Raw genomic sequence first — 15,750 nt, forward strand, 5'->3', positions numbered from 1 at the left:
GTCAATGCTGCCATGCGGACCGGGCGGCGCCCGCTTCGCCTCGACCGGATCGGTGCCCAACAAGATCGGCGCGCCACGCGCACAGACCTGCTCGAATGGTCTAGCGTCAAACGTCGTGACCACCGCCGAACCGGCTCAGTTTCGCGAAGCGGTGGCGGCGATGAATGCCACCACCGTCCGCCCGGAGATCGAGCTCGGCCCGATCCGCCCGCCGCAGCGGCTGGCGCCGTTCAGCTATGCGCTGGGCGCAGAGGTCCGCCATCCCGAGACGGCGATCGTGCCGGAGCGCTCGGAGGGTGACGCGTTCGGCCGCCTGATCCTGCTGCACGATCCCGAGGGCGCCGACGCCTGGGACGGCACCATGCGCCTGGTCGCCTACATCCAGGCCGATCTGGACTCCAGCGAAGCCGTCGACCCGCTGCTGCCCGAGGTCGCGTGGAGCTGGCTCGTCGACGCCCTTGCCGAGCGCGCCGAGCACGTCACCGCCCTGGGCGGCACCGTCACCGCCACCACATCGGTGCGCTACGGCGACATCTCCGGCCCGCCCCGGGCCCACCAGTTGGAACTGCGTGCATCCTGGACGGCGACGACGCTGGAGTTGGGCCCGCACGTCGAGGCGTTCTGTGAGGTGCTCGAGCACGCCGCCGGGCTGCCGCCGCAGGGCGTCACCGACCTCGGCTCACGCACCCGCGCTTGACGATGCCCGATCCCGACGAGGCCCTCCCGCAGGTGGCCGCGCCCGAAGAGGCCGAGCCGGAGGCGACGCCGCTGCTGGTACCCCGCGACGGCGTGCCCGCGCTGTCGACCAGTGTCAGTGAGATCCGCAAGGCCGCCGAACTGCTGGCGTCCGGCCACGGCCCGTTCGCGGTCGACGCCGAGCGCGCCTCGGGGTTCCGCTACTCCAACCGCGCCTACCTCGTCCAGATCCGACGCGACGGCGCCGGCACCGTGTTGATCGACCCGGTGAGCCACGGCGCCGATCCGGTCGAAGCGCTGGCCCCCGTGGCAGAGGTGCTGGCCACCGACGAATGGGTGCTGCACGCCGCCGACCAGGATCTGCCGTGTCTGGCCGAACTCGGCATCCGGCCGGTCCGCCTGTACGACACGGAGCTGGCGGGCCGACTCGCCGGCTACGACAAGGTCAACCTCGCCGCGATGGTGCAGCGGCTGCTGGGCCTGCAGCTCACGAAGGGCCACGGCGCCGCCGACTGGTCCAAGCGGCCGCTGCCCGACGAATGGCTCAACTACGCCGCTCTCGATGTGGAGGTGCTCGTCGACCTGCGCGACGCGGTGGCCGCGGTGCTCGAGGAACAGGGCAAAACCGAGTGGGCGGCACAGGAATTCGAGCACCTCAGGAAGTTCGAGGCGACACCGACCCGCCGGGACCGCTGGCGACGCACGTCGGGCATCCACAAGATCCGCGACGCCCGCGCGCTGGCCGCCGTGCGCGAACTGTGGACCACACGTGACCACATCGCGCAGCGTCGCGACATCGCGCCGGGCCGGATCCTGCCGGACTCGGCGATCATCAACGCCGCCACCACCGACCCCGACACCGTCGAAAAGTTGACGGCGCTGCCGATATTCGGCGGCAACCGGCAGCGCCGCAGCGCCAAGGTCTGGCTCGACGCGCTCGCCCGGGCCCGCACCACGCAGGACCTGCCGACATCACAGGAGCCGCCGAACGGTCCTCCGCCCGCGTCCCGGTGGGCCAGGCGCAAACCCGAAGCCGCCGCGCGACTGGACGCGGTGCGCGCCGCGCTCACCGATGTGTCGCAACGGGTTTCCGTGCCCACCGAGAATCTGCTCTCCCCCGATACCGTGCGCCGGTTGTGTTGGGACTGGGAGCCGGTCGACGACCGGGCGAACGTGATCGAGGTGTTTCTGCGTGACGCGGGCGCGCGGCCATGGCAACGCGAGTTGACGGTGCCTCCGCTGGCCGAGGCGCTGACCAAGGCCGACGCTGCGCTTGCCGAGCAGGGGTCCGCCGGAGGCTAGGCGGTCACCTTCTCGACGTGAATCAGGAAGTGGCGCAACACTTCCTCGGGAGCCTCGAGTTGCGGCCAGTGTCCGATGTCGTCGGCGAGCATCACCACGTCGGCGTCGGGGATCACTTCGGCGTAGCGACGCGCCATGTGTGCCCCGGAGTTCGGGTCGACGGGTCCGTCGATCAGGCGCATGGGCACCGTGGTTCGGCGCATGGCGCGCACCCATCGGTTGCGGTGCGTGTACCGGTCGCCCAAGAATCGACCGACCTTGTGCAGCACGCGCTTACCGTCGTTGTATTCGAGAATCTGATGAAAGCGGTCCATCAGCTCGCGTGAGGGCTTCGTGTTCGGCCCGAACAGTTCGTCGAGTGTTCGCTCGAGCATCTTGCGCGACAGCGAACTGCGTCCCTGCAGCGGACTCATCAAGTCGCCCAGTGGAGTTCCCGACATGAGCTTCTGCATGGTGCGCGGAGTGTAGGCCTCGTTGAACAGCCCACCGTTGAGCCAGGTGATCGACTGATAACGCACCGACCCGTACGACTGCTGGCCGAACTCGCTGCGGGCCAGAAGTTCTTGGCCGACCGAATCGCCGAGATCGTGCGCCAGCACGTGACATTGCTCGACGTTCAGGTGCTCCAGCAGCGCCTCGTGGACGTCGGCATGATCGAGCACCGAGTATTCGTAGGCGACGGGTTTCGCGGAGAAGCCCATCCCAATCATGTCCGGTGCGATGACGGTGAAGCGATCGGTCAGCGTCGGCCACATCAGTGACCAGTCCGACGAGTTGAACGGATAGCCATGAATGGCCAGCAGCGCCGGCGCCTCACCCAGCGGCGGGCCGTCGATTCGGTAGAAGATCTCGAAGCCAAGGTAATCGAAGTAGCGGCCCGCGGCCTTCCAGCGCTCCAACTCGGCATCCATCGCCGCAGCCTAACCGGATTGCTCATGCAGCGGGTTCGAGCGGCTCGACCCCATCGACGAGCGTGCACAAACTGCTGAACCCGCCCGGCGTGTGGTGAACAGACACGCACACTGGCGGGACTGGAGCGCTAGTCGAGCTGCTCGCTGACCTCGGCTTCGCTGACGGAGGCGCCCTGAGCCGCTACCCAGCCGGTGATCTGGCGGGCCACGGTGCGATCGGTCAAGCCGACTTCGGCGAGCACCTCGCCGCGGGACGCCTGAGCGAAAAACTCCTGCGGCAGGCCGACGTCGCGGCACGGCACGTCGACCTCGACGCGGCGCAATGCCGCCGACACCGCGGACCCGATACCGCCGTTGACACCGTTGTCCTCGAGCGTGACGACGAGCTTGTGTTCGCGGGCCAGCGCGGTGATCGCCTCGGGCACCGGCAGCACCCAGCGCGGGTCGACGACCGTCACACCGATGCCCTGGTTACGCAGGAGCTCGGCGACCGCCAACGCCATCGACGCGAACGGACCGACCGCCACCAACAGCACGTCGCCGGCGAGCTCGTCGGCCGGCACAGCCAGCACGTCGACCCCGTCACGCCGTTCGACAGCCGGAATGTCCTCGCCGACATCGCCTTTCGGGAACCGGATCGCGGTCGGGCCGTCGTTGACGTCGAGCGCCTCGCCGAGTTCCTCCCGCAGCCGAACACCGTCCCGCGGTGCGGCCACCCGCATACCGGGCACGATGCCCAGCATCGACAGGTCCCACATGCCGTTGTGGCTGGCGCCGTCGGGGCCGGTGATGCCCGAGCGGTCTAGCACCATCGTCACCGGCAGCTTGTGCAGCGCCACGTCCATCATGACCTGGTCGAACGCGCGGTTCAGGAAGGTCGAGTAGATCGCGACGACCGGATGCAGGCCGCCCATCGCCAACCCGGCCGCCGACGTCATCGCATGCTGTTCGGCGATGCCGACGTCGAAGAACCGGTCCGGGAAGCGCTGGCGGAATGCCGTCAGACCCGTCGGACCGGGCATCGCCGCGGTGATCGCGACGACGTCGCGGCGGCGTGCCGCATAGCCGATCAGCGCCTCGGAGAACGTCGACGTCCAGCCGGGGCCGGGCACCGACGTCGCCAACCCGGTCTCGGGGTCGATGACACCGCACGCGTGCATCTGGTCGGCCTCGTCGTTCTCCGCGGGCGCGTAGCCCATGCCCTTGCGGGTGACGACGTGCACGACGACGGGCATGTTGAAGCCCCGCGCCCGGCGCAGCGCGACCTCCACGGCGTGCTCGTCATGGCCGTCGATGGGTCCGACGTACTTCAGGCCCAGGTCGGTGAACATCACCTGCGGCGCCAACGCGTCCTTGATGCCGGCCTTGATGGAGTGCATGCACTGGTAGCAGACCTCGCCGATGACCGGGACGCCGCGCACCGCCTTGCGGCCCTCTTCGAGCACGCGTTCGTAGCCGGGCTGCAGCCGCAGGCCGGCCAGGTGTTCGGCGAAACCGCCGATGGTCGGCGCGTAGCTGCGGCCGTTGTCGTTGACGACGATCACCACGGGCCGTCGCGCCGCGGCGATGTTGTTCAGCGCCTCCCAGCACATACCGCCCGTCAGCGCGCCGTCACCGACGACGGCGACTACATGGCGGTTGCGGTGTCCGGACAGCTCGAACGCCTTGGCCAGCCCGTCGGCATAGGACAGCGCCGAGCTGGCGTGGCTGGATTCCACCCAGTCGTGTTCGCTCTCCTCGCGGGAGGGATAGCCCGACAGGCCGCCCTTCTTGCGCAGGCTCTCGAACTCGTGGCTGCGGCCCGTCAGCATCTTGTGCACGTAGGACTGGTGTCCGGTGTCGAAGATGATCGGATCGTGTGGCGAATCGAACACCCTGTGCAGCGCGAGCGTCAGCTCGACGACGCCGAGGTTCGGGCCGAGATGCCCGCCGGTGGCAGCCACCTTGTGGATCAGGAATTCGCGGATCTCACGTGCTAGATCGCTCAGTTGCGACTGCGTCAGGTGCTGCAGATCTGCGGGCCCGCGGATCTGTTCAAGCATTCGTTCAGTCTACGCACGGCCGTCGTAGTCAGTCGTGTCGAGCTTGGTAGATGTCGGGCACACCGTCGTGGTCGGAATCGGCGGTTTCTTGTTCGTATATCTGTCGATATTGCCTGTTCCGCAGCCTTAAGAGCACCGCGGCCATGGCAGCCGAGGCCAGTGATCCGGTCAGCACCCCGATCTTCACGAATTCGTCACGTTCGGATCCGATGCCGTAGGCGAGGTCGCCGATGAGCAGGGACACGGTGAATCCGATGCCCGCGAGCATGGCGATGCCGAGCACGTCGATCCACCGGACCGCGGCGTCCAGATCGGCCCGGGTGACCGACGCCAGGATCCGCGTGGTCAGGAAGATGCCGACCGGTTTTCCGACCACCAGACCCAGCACGATGCCCAGCGTGATGGGGTCGGTCATCGCCTCGGCGAACCCCGTGTAGCCGCCGATGCTCACCCCGGCGGCGAAGAACGCGAACACCGGGACCGCGAACCCCGCCGACAGCGGGCGCAGGCGGTGTTCGAAGTGTTCGGCCAGCCCCGGCCCGGCCTCGGGTCCGCCCGCCGCCTGCGAACGCACGACAGGCACGGTGAAGCCGAGTAGCACACCGGCCACCGTGGCGTGGATGCCCGACTCGTGCATCAGCGCCCAGGTGGCCAGCGCGAGCGGAACCAACAGCCACCACGACCGGATGCGGCGCTGCACGCACAGCGCGAAAAGGGCCAGAGGCGCCAGGGCCGCCAACAGCGCGACCCAGTTGATGCCTTCGGTGTAGAAGACGGCGATCACCAGCACCGCGAGGAGATCGTCGACGACAGCGAGGGTCAACAGGAACGTGCGCAGTGCCGAGGGCAGGTGCGTGGAGATGACCGCGAGCACCGCGACGGCGAACGCGATGTCGGTCGCGGTCGGGATCGCCCAGCCGCGTAGGGCTCCGTCACCGACATGAGCGGTCACCGCGACAAAGATCAGGGCCGGCGCCACCATTCCGCCGACGGCGGCGGCGATGGGCAGCGCCGCGCGGGCGGGGTCACGCAGGTCGCCTGCGACGAACTCGCGTTTGAGCTCGAGTCCGACGACGAAGAAGAACAGGGCCAACAATCCGTCGGCCGCCCAGGTGCCTACCGTGAGGTCCAGGTGCAGGCCGAACGGTTCGCCGCCGGCCTTCAGATCGCGCAGGGCGAAGTAGCTCTCTGACCACGGCGAATTCGCCCACCCGAGCGCGACGGCCGCAGCCACCAGCAGGATCGCGCCTCCGACGGTCTCCCGGCGCAGGATCGAGGTCACCCGGCTGGTCTCGGACCATGATCCGCGGGAGAACAGCGTCCGCCGTCCGAAGCGGCGCAGTGGGTTGGCGGTCACGGTGGGTCCCGATCTGTAGGGGTCGACAAGACAATTGCCGACCAGACTTCCCGGCACACCCTGTCGCTCAACGTATCAACGCGATGTAGGCACCGCAGCGGCAGGCGGTTGGCCTACGTTGGACCGAAATGATCGTCGAACGTCAGAGCACCATCGGGGCACCCATCGAGCAGGTGTGGGCGCGCATCGTCACGCCTGAGGGCATCAACCACGAACTGCGGCCGTGGATGACCATGTCGATGCCGCGCGGCAAGAAGGACCTGACCGTCGAGACGATCCCCGTCGGTGAGCCCGTGGGCCGCTGCTGGATGCGGTTGTTCGGGGTGCTGCCGTTCGATTACGACAACCTGACGATCGCCGGCTTGTGGCCGGGCCGCGGCTTCCACGAGGAGTCGACGATGCTGAGCATGCGGCTGTGGCGCCACGAACGCACCCTCGAACCGGCGGGCGACGCGTCGACCGTGGTCCGCGACCGGCTCACCTTCGAACTGCGGGCACCGCTGCGAGTGCTGACGCCGGTCATCGCGGCGGCTGTCGGGGCGCTGTTCGGGCACCGCCAGCGCCGACTGGCCCGGTACTTCAGCGGCTGACGTCAGAACGCGATACGTCGGGGACGGTCGGAACCCGGCCAGACGTAGTCCAGGTCGTCGGGAACATCGGGGAAGAACGTGCGGTAGTGCTGCGGGTCCTTACGCACCAGCACCGACTGGTGGCTGCGGTGAAACTCCGGATCGCCCAGCCACGGCGGGACCTCCCCCGCCGCGGCCAACTCGTCCTGGGTACGCGGGGTGGCGATGCCGGTGGTGCGGGTCAGGTCGGTGACCATGGTGGTCGCACACGTGTCGGCGTGGCCCAGCCGGCACCATGCGGCGCAGATGTCGAGCCCGTAGCGGACCAGGGCTTCCTCGTAGCCGGCCCACATCGCCGCTGCGGGGTGATGGCGCCAGCCATAGCCCGGGACGGTCAGGGCGCGAACCACCTGGATGGTCTCGACCCGCTGTTTGCCGAGCCGCTTCGTGTCGAGGACGCGGGCGGTGTCGTCGAAACCCGGGCAGGGCAAAAACGTCTGCATCCTCCGCCGGATACCCGTTTAGCGGCTCAACACCGCGACGCACTCGACGTGGTGGGTGAGCGGAAACGAATCGAAGACCCGCAACTCCTCGACCGTGTATCCGTGTCCGCGGTAGAGACCGACATCTCGCGCGAATGACGCTGCCTCACAACCGATATGGATGACACGCGGTACCCCGGCGGCCCCCAGCAGGTCAATCACCTCGCGACCGGCTCCGGTCCGCGGCGGATCGAGCACCGCGACATCGGCCCGCTTCCGCTGCGCGGTGAGGGCGCGGCGCACCGAGTCGGTGACCACCGACACCCATTTCATTTCGCCAAGGGCGGCCCGCGCGGCTCGCGACGCTCCTCGCGAGGTGTCCACCGTGACGACCTTGCCGGTCTCCCCGACCGCGTCGGCGAGCACGGCCGCGAACACCCCTGCTCCGCCGTACAAATCCCACGCGGTCATCCCGGGGCTCAGCTGCGCCCAGCCGGCCACCAATTGGCTGTAGAGCCGCGCCGCGTCGCGATGCGACTGCCAGAAGGCGGTCACGGGCACCCGCCACGTCCGGCCCGCGACCCGCTGGACGGCTTCGTAGTCGCCCTCGATCACCTGCGTGGCGGCCCTGCCCCTGGGCCCGGATTTGGGTCCGGACTGCACGACGTGGCGCGTGCCCTCGTCGTCGATCGCCACGTGCAGATGCGCACCGGGCGGCCAGGTCCGCTCGGCCAGGCCGTCGACCATCCCGCCGGGCAGCTGCGCGCAGTTCAAGTCGGTGATCAGCTCGGCGCTGTGGAACCGGTGGAATCCGGGTTCCCCTGCGGCGGTGGTGTCCAACCGCACCCGAGTCCGCCACCCGGTCGCGCCCACGTCACCGACCGGGTCGGCGGCGACGTCGGCTTCGTCGCGCCAGTGGTACCCGCCCAATCGGGCCAACTGGTTGGCGACGACGGCGCCCTTGAGCCTGCGGACCGCCGCAGGCTCGGCGAACGCCATATCGCAGCAGCCGGCGCCGTCCGCACCCGCGATCGGGCAGACCGATTCGACACGGTCTGCCGACGGTTCGATGACCTCGACGGTGTCGGCGTGCAGATACTTGCCACGATCGGCGACGACCCGGACCCTGACCCGCTCCCCGGGCAGCGCGTAGCGGACGAACACGACGCGGCCGTCGTCGCGCGCCACACAGCTGCCACCGTTGGCGGGCGGCCCAGCGGTCACAGTCAGTTCCGACGGCACAGCCGCGACACCGGTCACTCCAGGAATCCCCTACGCGCGTCGCCGGGCGCCGACTGCGGCTGAAGCGTCTTGAGCCGCTCCGAGGAACTCAGTTGCCACGGCACCGATGTCACCATCACGTTCGGTTCGAACAGCAGGCGGCCCTTGAGCCGCAGCGCACTCTGGTTGTGCAGCAGCTGTTCCCACCAGTGGCCTACGACGTACTCAGGGATGAACACCGTGACGACGGTGCGCGGCGACTCCCTGCTGATCCGCTTGACGTAATCGAGGACCGGCCGGGTGACCTCGCGGTACGGCGAGGCGACGACCTTCAGCGGAACGCTGATATCGCTGTCCTCCCACTTGTCCATCAGAGCCCGAGTCTCGCCTTCGTCGACGCTGACCGTGATGGCTTCCAGCGTGTCCGGGCGAATGGCCCTGGCATAGGCCAGCGCGCGCATCGTGGGCAGATGCAGTTTCGAAACCAGCACGATGGCGTGGTTGCGGCTGGGCAGCACCATGTCACTCGCCGCGGCGGCCTGCTCCTCGAGTTCGCGTGCCACCGTGTCGTAGTGCCGGTGGATCAATTTCATGATCCCGAAGAGAAGCCCCATCGCCAGGATCGCAATCCAGGCTCCGGCAAGGAATTTCGTCACCACCACGATCACCAGCACAGTGGCGGTGCAGGCGCAGCCGATCGCGTTGATCCCGCGGGAACGCATCATCTTGCGCCGGAACATCGGCTCGGTTTCGGTGCGCAGCAGCCGCGTCCAGTGCCGCACCATGCCGATCTGGCTCAGTGTGAATGCTACGAAGACACCGACGATGTAGAGCTGGATCAGCGCGGTCACCTCGGCGCGGAAAGCCACGACGAACGCGATCGCGGCGAACGCCAGGAACAGGATGCCGTTGGAGAATGCCAACCTGTCTCCGCGCGTGTGCAATTGGCGCGGCAGGTAACGATCCTGCGCCAGGATGTCGCCGAGGACGGGGAACCCGTTGAACGCCGTGTTGGCAGCCAGCAACAGAATCAGCGCCGTCACACCGGCGATCAGGAAGAGCCCGACGCTGAAGTCGTGGAAGACCGCGTCGGCCAACTGCGCGATCAGCGTCTTCTGGTGGTAGTCCGCCGGGGCGCCGACGAGCTGTTCGTGCGGTCGCTCCGCGATCTTCACGCCGGTTTCCTTGGCCAACATGATGATGCCCATGAACAGGGTGACCGCGAACAGGCCTAGTAACGCCAGGGTGGTCGCGGCGTTGCGCGACTTGGGCTTGCGGAACGCCGGCACCCCGTTGCTGACCGCCTCCACACCCGTCAGTGCAGCGCTGCCCGACGAGAACGCCCGTGCCACAAGGAAAACCAGCGCGAAACCGACGATCTCCCCGTGCTCGGAATGCATCTCGAAATCCGCCGATTCGGCCTGCAGCGGTTCCCCGAGGGCATAGATCTGGAAGAAGCCCCAGCCGAGCATGAGGAACATCCCGACAATGAACGCGTACGTCGGGATGGCGAAAGCGGTTCCGGACTCTCGGATGCCGCGCAGGTTGATCGCCGCCACCAACAAAATCGCGATCACCGCGAACAGCACCTTGTGATGGTTCACGAACGGCACGGCCGAGCCGATGTTCGACATCGCCGAGGACATCGACACCGCGACGGTGAGCACGTAGTCGACCAGTAGCGCGCTCGCCACGGTCAGGCCGGCAGTGGGTCCGAGGTTGGTGGTCACGACCTCGTAATCCCCGCCCCCGGACGGGTAGGCATGCACGTTCTGCCGGTAGCTGGCGATGACGATCACCATGACCCCGGCCACCGCCAGCCCGATCCACGGCGTCATCGAATAGGCGGCCAGGCCGGCGACCGAGAGCACCAGAAAGATTTCTTCGGGCGCGTAGGCCACCGACGACAGGGCGTCTGAGGCGAAGACGGGAAGGGCTATCCGCTTCGGCAGCAGAGTGTGCGAAATCCTGTCGCTGCGAAACGGCCTGCCGAGGACCACCCGCCGCGCGAACCTGGATAGCTTGGACACGAGTGCCAAGACTAAGCCCAGCAGCAATTGCCCGTCGGAAAGCTGTAGCGTTCGACTGCACGGGTTCGACAGGAAGGACCGTGGAGTGCGTGTAGTGGTGATGGGCTGCGGCCGGGTCGGCGCGTTGCTCTCGGACAGCCTCTCCCGGATCGGCCACGACGTCGCGGTCATCGACCGCGACGGCACGGCATTTCACCGGCTCTCACCCGAGTTCAACGGGGAGCGGGTGCTCGGCATGGGCTTCGACCGCGACGTGCTGCTGCGGGCGGGCATCGAAGAAGCCGGCGCGTTCGCCGCGGTGTCCTCGGGTGACAACTCCAACATCATCTCCGCGCGGGTCGCCCGCGAGACCTTCGGTGTCGAGCGTGTGGTCGCCCGGATTTACGACGCCAAGCGCGCCGCGGTCTACGAACGGCTGGGCATCCCGACGGTGGCCACCGTGCCGTGGACGACCGACCGTCTGCTCAACGTGCTGACCCGCGAGACCGAAACCACCAAGTGGCGCGACCCCACCGGCAATGTCGGTGTCACCGAACTGGCGCTGCACGAGGCGTGGGTGGGCCGCCGCATCACCGACCTCGAGACCGCCACCGGCGGCCGGGTGGCGTTCCTGATCCGGTTCGGTGCCGGATTGCTGCCCGATGCGAAGACCGTCATCCAGGCCAGCGACCAGGTGTTCATGGCCGCGATCGCCGGCCATATCGCCGAGGCTCTGGCCATTGCGGCGCTACCGCCGAGCGAGGACCTCGACGGATGAAGGTCGCCATCGCCGGGGCCGGCGCCGTCGGCCGGTCCATCGCCCGTGAGCTGGTCGACACCCACGAAGTGACGCTGCTGGAACGCAATCCCGACCACATCGACGTCGACGCGATACCTTCGGCGCAGTGGCGGCTGGGCGACGCCTGCGAGCTGACCCTGCTCGAATCCGTCCAACTCGAGCAGTTCGACGTGGTGATCGCGGCCACCGGCGACGACAAGGTCAACGTCGTGGTCAGCCTCCTGGCCAAGACCGAGTTCGCCGTGCCGCGGGTGGTCGCCCGCGTCAACGACCCGCGCAACGAGTGGTTGTTCGACGAGAGCTGGGGCGTCGACGTGGCGGTGTCGACGCCGCGGATGCTGGCCTCCCTCGTGGAGGAGGCGGTGGCGGTCGGCGACCTGGTGCGGCTGATGGAGTTCCGCAAGGGGCAGGCCAACCTCGTCGAGATCACGCTGCCCGACGACACCCCGTGGGGCGGCAAGCCGGTCAAGCGCCTCGAACTGCCCCGCGACTGCACGCTGGTGGCGATCCTGCGTGGCCCGCGGGTGATCGTGCCCGAGTCGGACGAACCGCTCGAGGGTGGTGACGAGTTGCTGTTCGTGGCCGTCGCCGAGGCCGAAGACCAGTTGCAGGACCTGTTGCTGCACCCGCAGCTGCGCTGAATTCAGCCTCCGGTCGGGGCGTTGGCTTCGTCGGAGGACTCGCGCGCGTTGATGGCTTTCTGCGCGGTCCGGATCGCCAGATAGGTCACCACCGCCGCGACCGCCGTCAACGGCCAGCCCATCGAGATTCGCGCGACACCCAGCCAGCCGGTCTGGTCGGCGTCGTAGAGATGCCGCTGAACGATGAAGCGGGAGGCGAACACCGCCGCCCAGAACAGTGTCGCGACGTCGAACGCCGTCACCGCCCTGCGTACCCCGCGCCAGTCCCGGCCGTGTCCGTTGACCCAACCCCAGACATAACCGACGACGGGCCTGCGGACCACCACCGACACCGTGAACACCGCCGCCCAGAACAGCGATGTCCAAATACCAAGCAGAAAGTAGCCTTTCGACTCTCCCATCACGTAGGCGATCAACGCGCAGATGCCGACACCGAAGAAGCCGGAGATCGCGGGCTGGGCGGACTCGCGTCGCGCCAGCCGCCACGCGAGGATGATGCCGGCCACGCCGAGCGCGGCGACGATCGCGGGGATGAGCCCGACGGTCTGGGAGATCGGAACGAACGCCACGACCGGCAACGTCGAGTAGATCAGACCGCTGACCCCGCCCATCTGGTCGAGGACGGCGTTGGCCTTCGTCGACTGCTGGGTTTTCGGCTGCCCCGGTTCGGTTCCGGGGTCGCTCACTTCTGGATCTCGTAGTGCGGGTTGTAGATGGCCTTGGCGCCGTTGTCGAGCTTGCCGACGCGGCCGTGCACCTTGAGGGTGCGGCCCGACTCGATACCCGGGATGCGGCGCTGACCGAGCCAGACCAGCATCACCGAATCGGTGCCGTCAAACAGCTCGGCCTTCACGCCACCGGCGCATGCCTTGCCGTTGCATTCGACGCTGCGCAGGGTGCCGATCATCGTCACTTCCTGACCGCGTTCGCAGTCGATCGCTCTCTGGGCGCCGGTCGAGGCGGCTTCGTCGCTGAGCTCTTCGACGTCGAGTTGCTCGGGGTCGTCTGTCAACCGTCGCGTGAGCCGGCGCAGATACCCTTCGGCCGTTGCCATGGCCTCTCCTGACCTATCCGCAGATGCACCTTGGACCTACCCAAGTAATCGCCACGTTAACCCTGTGAGTTACGAGATGCCACGTGGGGTCACCTCGCCACGCCGGGCGCATTTCGACCAAGGCACGATCAGGTCATGACGGTCTCTCTGCGCGGCGTCACGACGGTGCTGCTACCGGGCACCGGATCGGACGACGACTTCGTCTACCGGGCGTTTTCCGCCGCTTTGTACGAGCAGGGTGCGACGCTCGTCACACCGGCGCCTCAGCCGCACCGGCTCGTCGCCGGCTACCGGGACGCGCTCGACGACGCCGCGCGCAGCGGACCCATCGCCGTCGGCGGCGTGTCGATCGGCGCGGCGGTCGCCACGGCGTGGGCGCTGGCGCATCCGGGCCGGACGGTTGCGGTGCTCGCGGCACTTCCGGCGTGGAGCGGCTCCCCGCAGCACGCACCCGCGGCGGCCGCCGCGCGGCACTCCGCCGAACTGCTGCGCCGCGACGGGCTCGCGGCCACCAGCGCGGCGATGCGGGCGTCGAGCCCGCGGTGGCTGGGCGATGAGCTGACCCGGTCGTGGCTCGGGCAATGGCCGGCCCTGCCGGAGGCGATGGAGGAGGCGGCGAACTACGTCGCACCCACCCGCGCCGAATTAGCGCGATTGGCCGTGCCGCTGGGCGTCGCGGCCGCCAGCGACGATCCCGTGCATCCGATCGAGGTGGCCGCCGAATGGGTGACCGCGGCACCGCAGGCGGCGCTGCGGACCGTCACGCTCGACGAATTCGGCGCCGACCCGGCGGTGTTGGGAGCCGCGTGCGTGGCCGCCCTGCTGGAGGCCTGCGGCGGGGTCAGGCGTGACACGCGTTAACCGGTGGATAGCACGCACCTGGTGCGTGGAAGCAACCCCTTAAGGCAATACGGCGATTCAGCCGCCGGTGATTGTCCGCAACTGCTGCATCGCCGACCCTTGTTCACTGCGGCGCGCGACCGGTGCCTGCTGACCGGGCGGCTGGCCTTGTTGCGCCTGCTGTGCGGCCTGCTGAGCCGCGGCGGCCTCGCGCAGCTGGTTCGCCATCGGCTCCGGCAGCTCCACCGCCAGCGGCGTGCGCACCGGCAACGGAGTCTCTCCGCGACGAACAACGGTGTCGGCCAATGCTTCTCGCGCTTCGGCGGCCAGTGTGTCGATGTGTTCCTGCGGGCCGTTGACGACGCAGCGGATCATCCAGCGGTAACCGTCGACGCCGATGAAGCGCACCACGCCGGGTTGCCCCTGCTGCGCTGCCTGGCCCTGCTGCGCGGCGGCCACGCCGACGACCTCGCGGCCCCACGGCCCGTCTTTGATCGACACCTGGGCGCCGTCCTTGCGCAACGAGTCGGCGAGCTCTCCGGCGATCTCGCGCCACAGGCCGCTGCTCTTGGGGGCGGCGTACGCGGCGACGGTGAACCGGCCGTGTGGAGTGACGACCCATATCGCGCTGGGCACGCCCTGCGGCGTCAGCTCGACCTGGACCTGACCACCCGCGGGCAAGGGGATCAGGACCGAGCCCAGATCCAGCCGGCCGGCGGCGGCCGTCTCGGCGTCGTCGAAGTCCTCGATGTCGAACGGGCCTTCCAGTTGGTCGTCGACCGCGTCGCCCGTCGCCTGCCCGGCGACATCGTCGACGTCACCGATCTCGTTGTCTTTGCGTTTACCGAATGCCATTTCACAAACTCGCATGTCCGCCGGAGGAACCGTGGCCACCTACGCCACGGGTGCTTTCACCAAGACCAGCCTCGTCGAAAGACGTGACCTCGACCAGCTCGGGCAGTTCTACCCGCTGGACCAGCAACTGAGCGATGCGGTCCCCGCGGTTCACGACGATCGGATCCTGCGGATCGAGGTTGATCAGCGAAACCTTGATCTCGCCGCGGTAGCCGGCGTCGATGGTGCCCGGGCTGTTGACGATCGAAAGCCCCACGCGGGCAGCCAAACCCGAGCGGGGATGCACCAGTCCGACCATCCCGTGCGGGATCGCCACGGCGATACCCGTCGGAACCAGCGCGCGTTCACCGGGCGCCAGTTCGACGTCGAGCGCGCTGAAGAGGTCGACGCCCGCATCGCCGTCATGGGCGCGGCTGGGCATCGGCAGATCAGGATCGAGGCGCACGACCGCCAGAGAAGTGGGCACGACGTCAGAGATTACTCTTGGCCGCGTGTCCGACACGCGCGCCACGACGCAATCCGTTCGCTACCGCGAGCGGCTCTGGGTGCCGTGGTGGTGGTGGCCGCCCGGTCTGGGTCTCGCGGCGCTCATCGCGCTCGAGATCAACATGGGCATTCCCGGCATACCCGAATGGTTGCCGTACGCAGTGCTGTTGCCTGTCGCCGCCGTCGTCTTGTTATGGCTGGGCCGTACGGAGGTGCGGGTCGTCAGCGGGCCCGGCGGCACCGAGCTGTGGGCTGGTCCCGCGCATCTGCCCGCCAACGTGATCACCCGGTCGGCCAAGGTGCCGCGCAGCGCGAAGTCCGCGGCGCTGGGGCGCCAACTGGATCCGGCCGCCTACGTCGTTCATCGGGCATGGGTGGGCCCGATGGTTCTGGTGGTGCTCGACGATCCGGACGATCCGACGCCGTATTGGCTGGTCAGTTGCCGTCAGCCGGAGAGGGTGCTGGCGGCGCTGAACAGTTGAACCG

17 protein-coding genes are annotated in these 15,750 nt (G+C 68.3%); 7 read left to right on the forward strand and 10 right to left on the reverse strand.

What is annotated here, in order from left to right:
• Window positions 1-160: 160 nt before the first annotated feature.
• Both A5759_RS11315 and A5759_RS11320 read left to right on the forward strand, forming a co-directional pair.
• Window positions 161-697: a DUF3000 domain-containing protein gene (locus tag A5759_RS11315; RefSeq protein ID WP_231744895.1), complete on the forward strand. Its 537-nt coding sequence runs from the start codon at window positions 161-163 to the stop codon at window positions 695-697.
• Between the two features lie 2 nt (window positions 698-699).
• Window positions 700-1,998: a ribonuclease D gene (locus A5759_RS11320; protein WP_068197459.1), complete on the forward strand. Its 1,299-nt coding sequence runs from the start codon at window positions 700-702 to the stop codon at window positions 1,996-1,998.
• On the opposite strand, the gene A5759_RS11325 is transcribed toward A5759_RS11320, so the two are convergent.
• The 3 genes from A5759_RS11325 to nhaA form a co-directional block, all read right to left on the reverse strand.
• Window positions 1,995-2,909: an alpha/beta fold hydrolase gene (locus tag A5759_RS11325; protein ID WP_068197462.1), complete on the reverse strand. Its 915-nt coding sequence runs from the start codon at window positions 2,907-2,909 to the stop codon at window positions 1,995-1,997. The two genes, A5759_RS11320 and A5759_RS11325, sit on opposite strands and share 4 nt — an antisense overlap.
• Window positions 2,910-3,037: 128 nt before the next feature.
• Window positions 3,038-4,951, reverse strand: coding sequence for a 1-deoxy-D-xylulose-5-phosphate synthase (gene dxs, locus A5759_RS11330; protein ID WP_068197464.1), 1,914 nt, complete (start codon window positions 4,949-4,951; stop codon window positions 3,038-3,040).
• A 28-nt stretch (window positions 4,952-4,979) separates the two neighbouring features.
• Window positions 4,980-6,308, reverse strand: a complete 1,329-nt coding sequence (gene nhaA / locus A5759_RS11335; protein WP_068197467.1) for a Na+/H+ antiporter NhaA — start codon at window positions 6,306-6,308, stop codon at window positions 4,980-4,982.
• A gap of 128 nt (window positions 6,309-6,436) precedes the next feature.
• Here nhaA and A5759_RS11340 point away from each other — a divergent pair, with 128 nt between their 5' ends.
• Window positions 6,437-6,898 carry a hypothetical protein gene (locus tag A5759_RS11340; protein ID WP_066841410.1) on the forward strand — a complete coding sequence of 154 codons (462 nt, stop codon included), beginning with the start codon at window positions 6,437-6,439 and terminating at the stop codon, window positions 6,896-6,898.
• A 2-nt stretch (window positions 6,899-6,900) separates the two neighbouring features.
• Here A5759_RS11340 and A5759_RS11345 read toward each other — a convergent pair whose 3' ends face one another.
• From A5759_RS11345 to A5759_RS11355, 3 genes are read right to left on the reverse strand one after another with little or no spacing between them, the layout of a single operon-like run.
• Window positions 6,901-7,380, reverse strand: coding sequence for an MSMEG_6728 family protein (locus tag A5759_RS11345; protein WP_068197470.1), 480 nt, complete (start codon window positions 7,378-7,380; stop codon window positions 6,901-6,903).
• A gap of 18 nt (window positions 7,381-7,398) precedes the next feature.
• Window positions 7,399-8,589: a class I SAM-dependent RNA methyltransferase gene (locus A5759_RS11350; protein WP_082962105.1), complete on the reverse strand. Its 1,191-nt coding sequence runs from the start codon at window positions 8,587-8,589 to the stop codon at window positions 7,399-7,401.
• A 26-nt stretch (window positions 8,590-8,615) separates the two neighbouring features.
• On the reverse strand, window positions 8,616-10,610 hold the full coding sequence (locus A5759_RS11355) for an APC family permease (RefSeq protein WP_068197475.1): 1,995 nt from the start codon (window positions 10,608-10,610) through the stop codon (window positions 8,616-8,618).
• A gap of 85 nt (window positions 10,611-10,695) precedes the next feature.
• Between A5759_RS11355 and A5759_RS11360 the strand changes: the two genes are divergently transcribed.
• A complete protein-coding gene (locus tag A5759_RS11360; RefSeq protein ID WP_082962082.1) occupies window positions 10,696-11,367 on the forward strand; it encodes a TrkA family potassium uptake protein in 672 nt (223 codons plus the stop codon).
• Entirely contained in the window at window positions 11,364-12,029 is a 666-nt protein-coding gene (locus tag A5759_RS11365; RefSeq protein WP_064395309.1) for a TrkA family potassium uptake protein, read from the forward strand. Before A5759_RS11360 ends, A5759_RS11365 begins: the two co-directional genes overlap by 4 nt.
• A 2-nt stretch (window positions 12,030-12,031) precedes the next feature.
• Here A5759_RS11365 and A5759_RS11370 read toward each other — a convergent pair whose 3' ends face one another.
• Together A5759_RS11370 and A5759_RS11375 are read right to left on the reverse strand one after the other, a co-directional pair.
• Window positions 12,032-12,715, reverse strand: a complete 684-nt coding sequence (locus A5759_RS11370) for a DUF3159 domain-containing protein (RefSeq protein ID WP_068197478.1) — start codon at window positions 12,713-12,715, stop codon at window positions 12,032-12,034.
• Window positions 12,712-13,083 (reverse strand): OB-fold nucleic acid binding domain-containing protein, encoded by a 372-nt coding sequence (locus A5759_RS11375; protein WP_064395307.1) that lies wholly within the window; start codon window positions 13,081-13,083, stop codon window positions 12,712-12,714. The genes A5759_RS11370 and A5759_RS11375 overlap by 4 nt, the downstream gene beginning before the upstream one ends.
• 135 nt (window positions 13,084-13,218) lie before the next feature.
• On the opposite strand from A5759_RS11375, the gene A5759_RS11380 reads away from it, so the two are divergent.
• Window positions 13,219-13,944 carry a serine aminopeptidase domain-containing protein gene (locus A5759_RS11380; protein WP_068197481.1) on the forward strand — a complete coding sequence of 242 codons (726 nt, stop codon included), beginning with the start codon at window positions 13,219-13,221 and terminating at the stop codon, window positions 13,942-13,944.
• A 57-nt stretch (window positions 13,945-14,001) separates the two neighbouring features.
• Here A5759_RS11380 and A5759_RS11385 read toward each other — a convergent pair whose 3' ends face one another.
• Entirely contained in the window at window positions 14,002-14,778 is a 777-nt protein-coding gene (locus A5759_RS11385; protein ID WP_068197483.1) for a DUF3710 domain-containing protein, read from the reverse strand.
• A gap of 1 nt (window position 14,779) precedes the next feature.
• On the reverse strand, window positions 14,780-15,244 hold the full coding sequence (dut, locus tag A5759_RS11390) for a dUTP diphosphatase (RefSeq protein WP_068197487.1): 465 nt from the start codon (window positions 15,242-15,244) through the stop codon (window positions 14,780-14,782).
• Window positions 15,245-15,269: 25 nt separating this feature from the next.
• Here dut and A5759_RS11395 point away from each other — a divergent pair, with 25 nt between their 5' ends.
• Entirely contained in the window at window positions 15,270-15,746 is a 477-nt protein-coding gene (locus A5759_RS11395) for a DUF3093 domain-containing protein (RefSeq protein WP_064395303.1), read from the forward strand.
• Window positions 15,747-15,750 lie beyond the last annotated feature (4 nt).

Source organism: Mycobacterium sp. 852014-52144_SCH5372336 (assembly GCF_001665615.1).
GTDB lineage: Bacteria > Actinomycetota > Actinomycetes > Mycobacteriales > Mycobacteriaceae > Mycobacterium > Mycobacterium neumannii_A.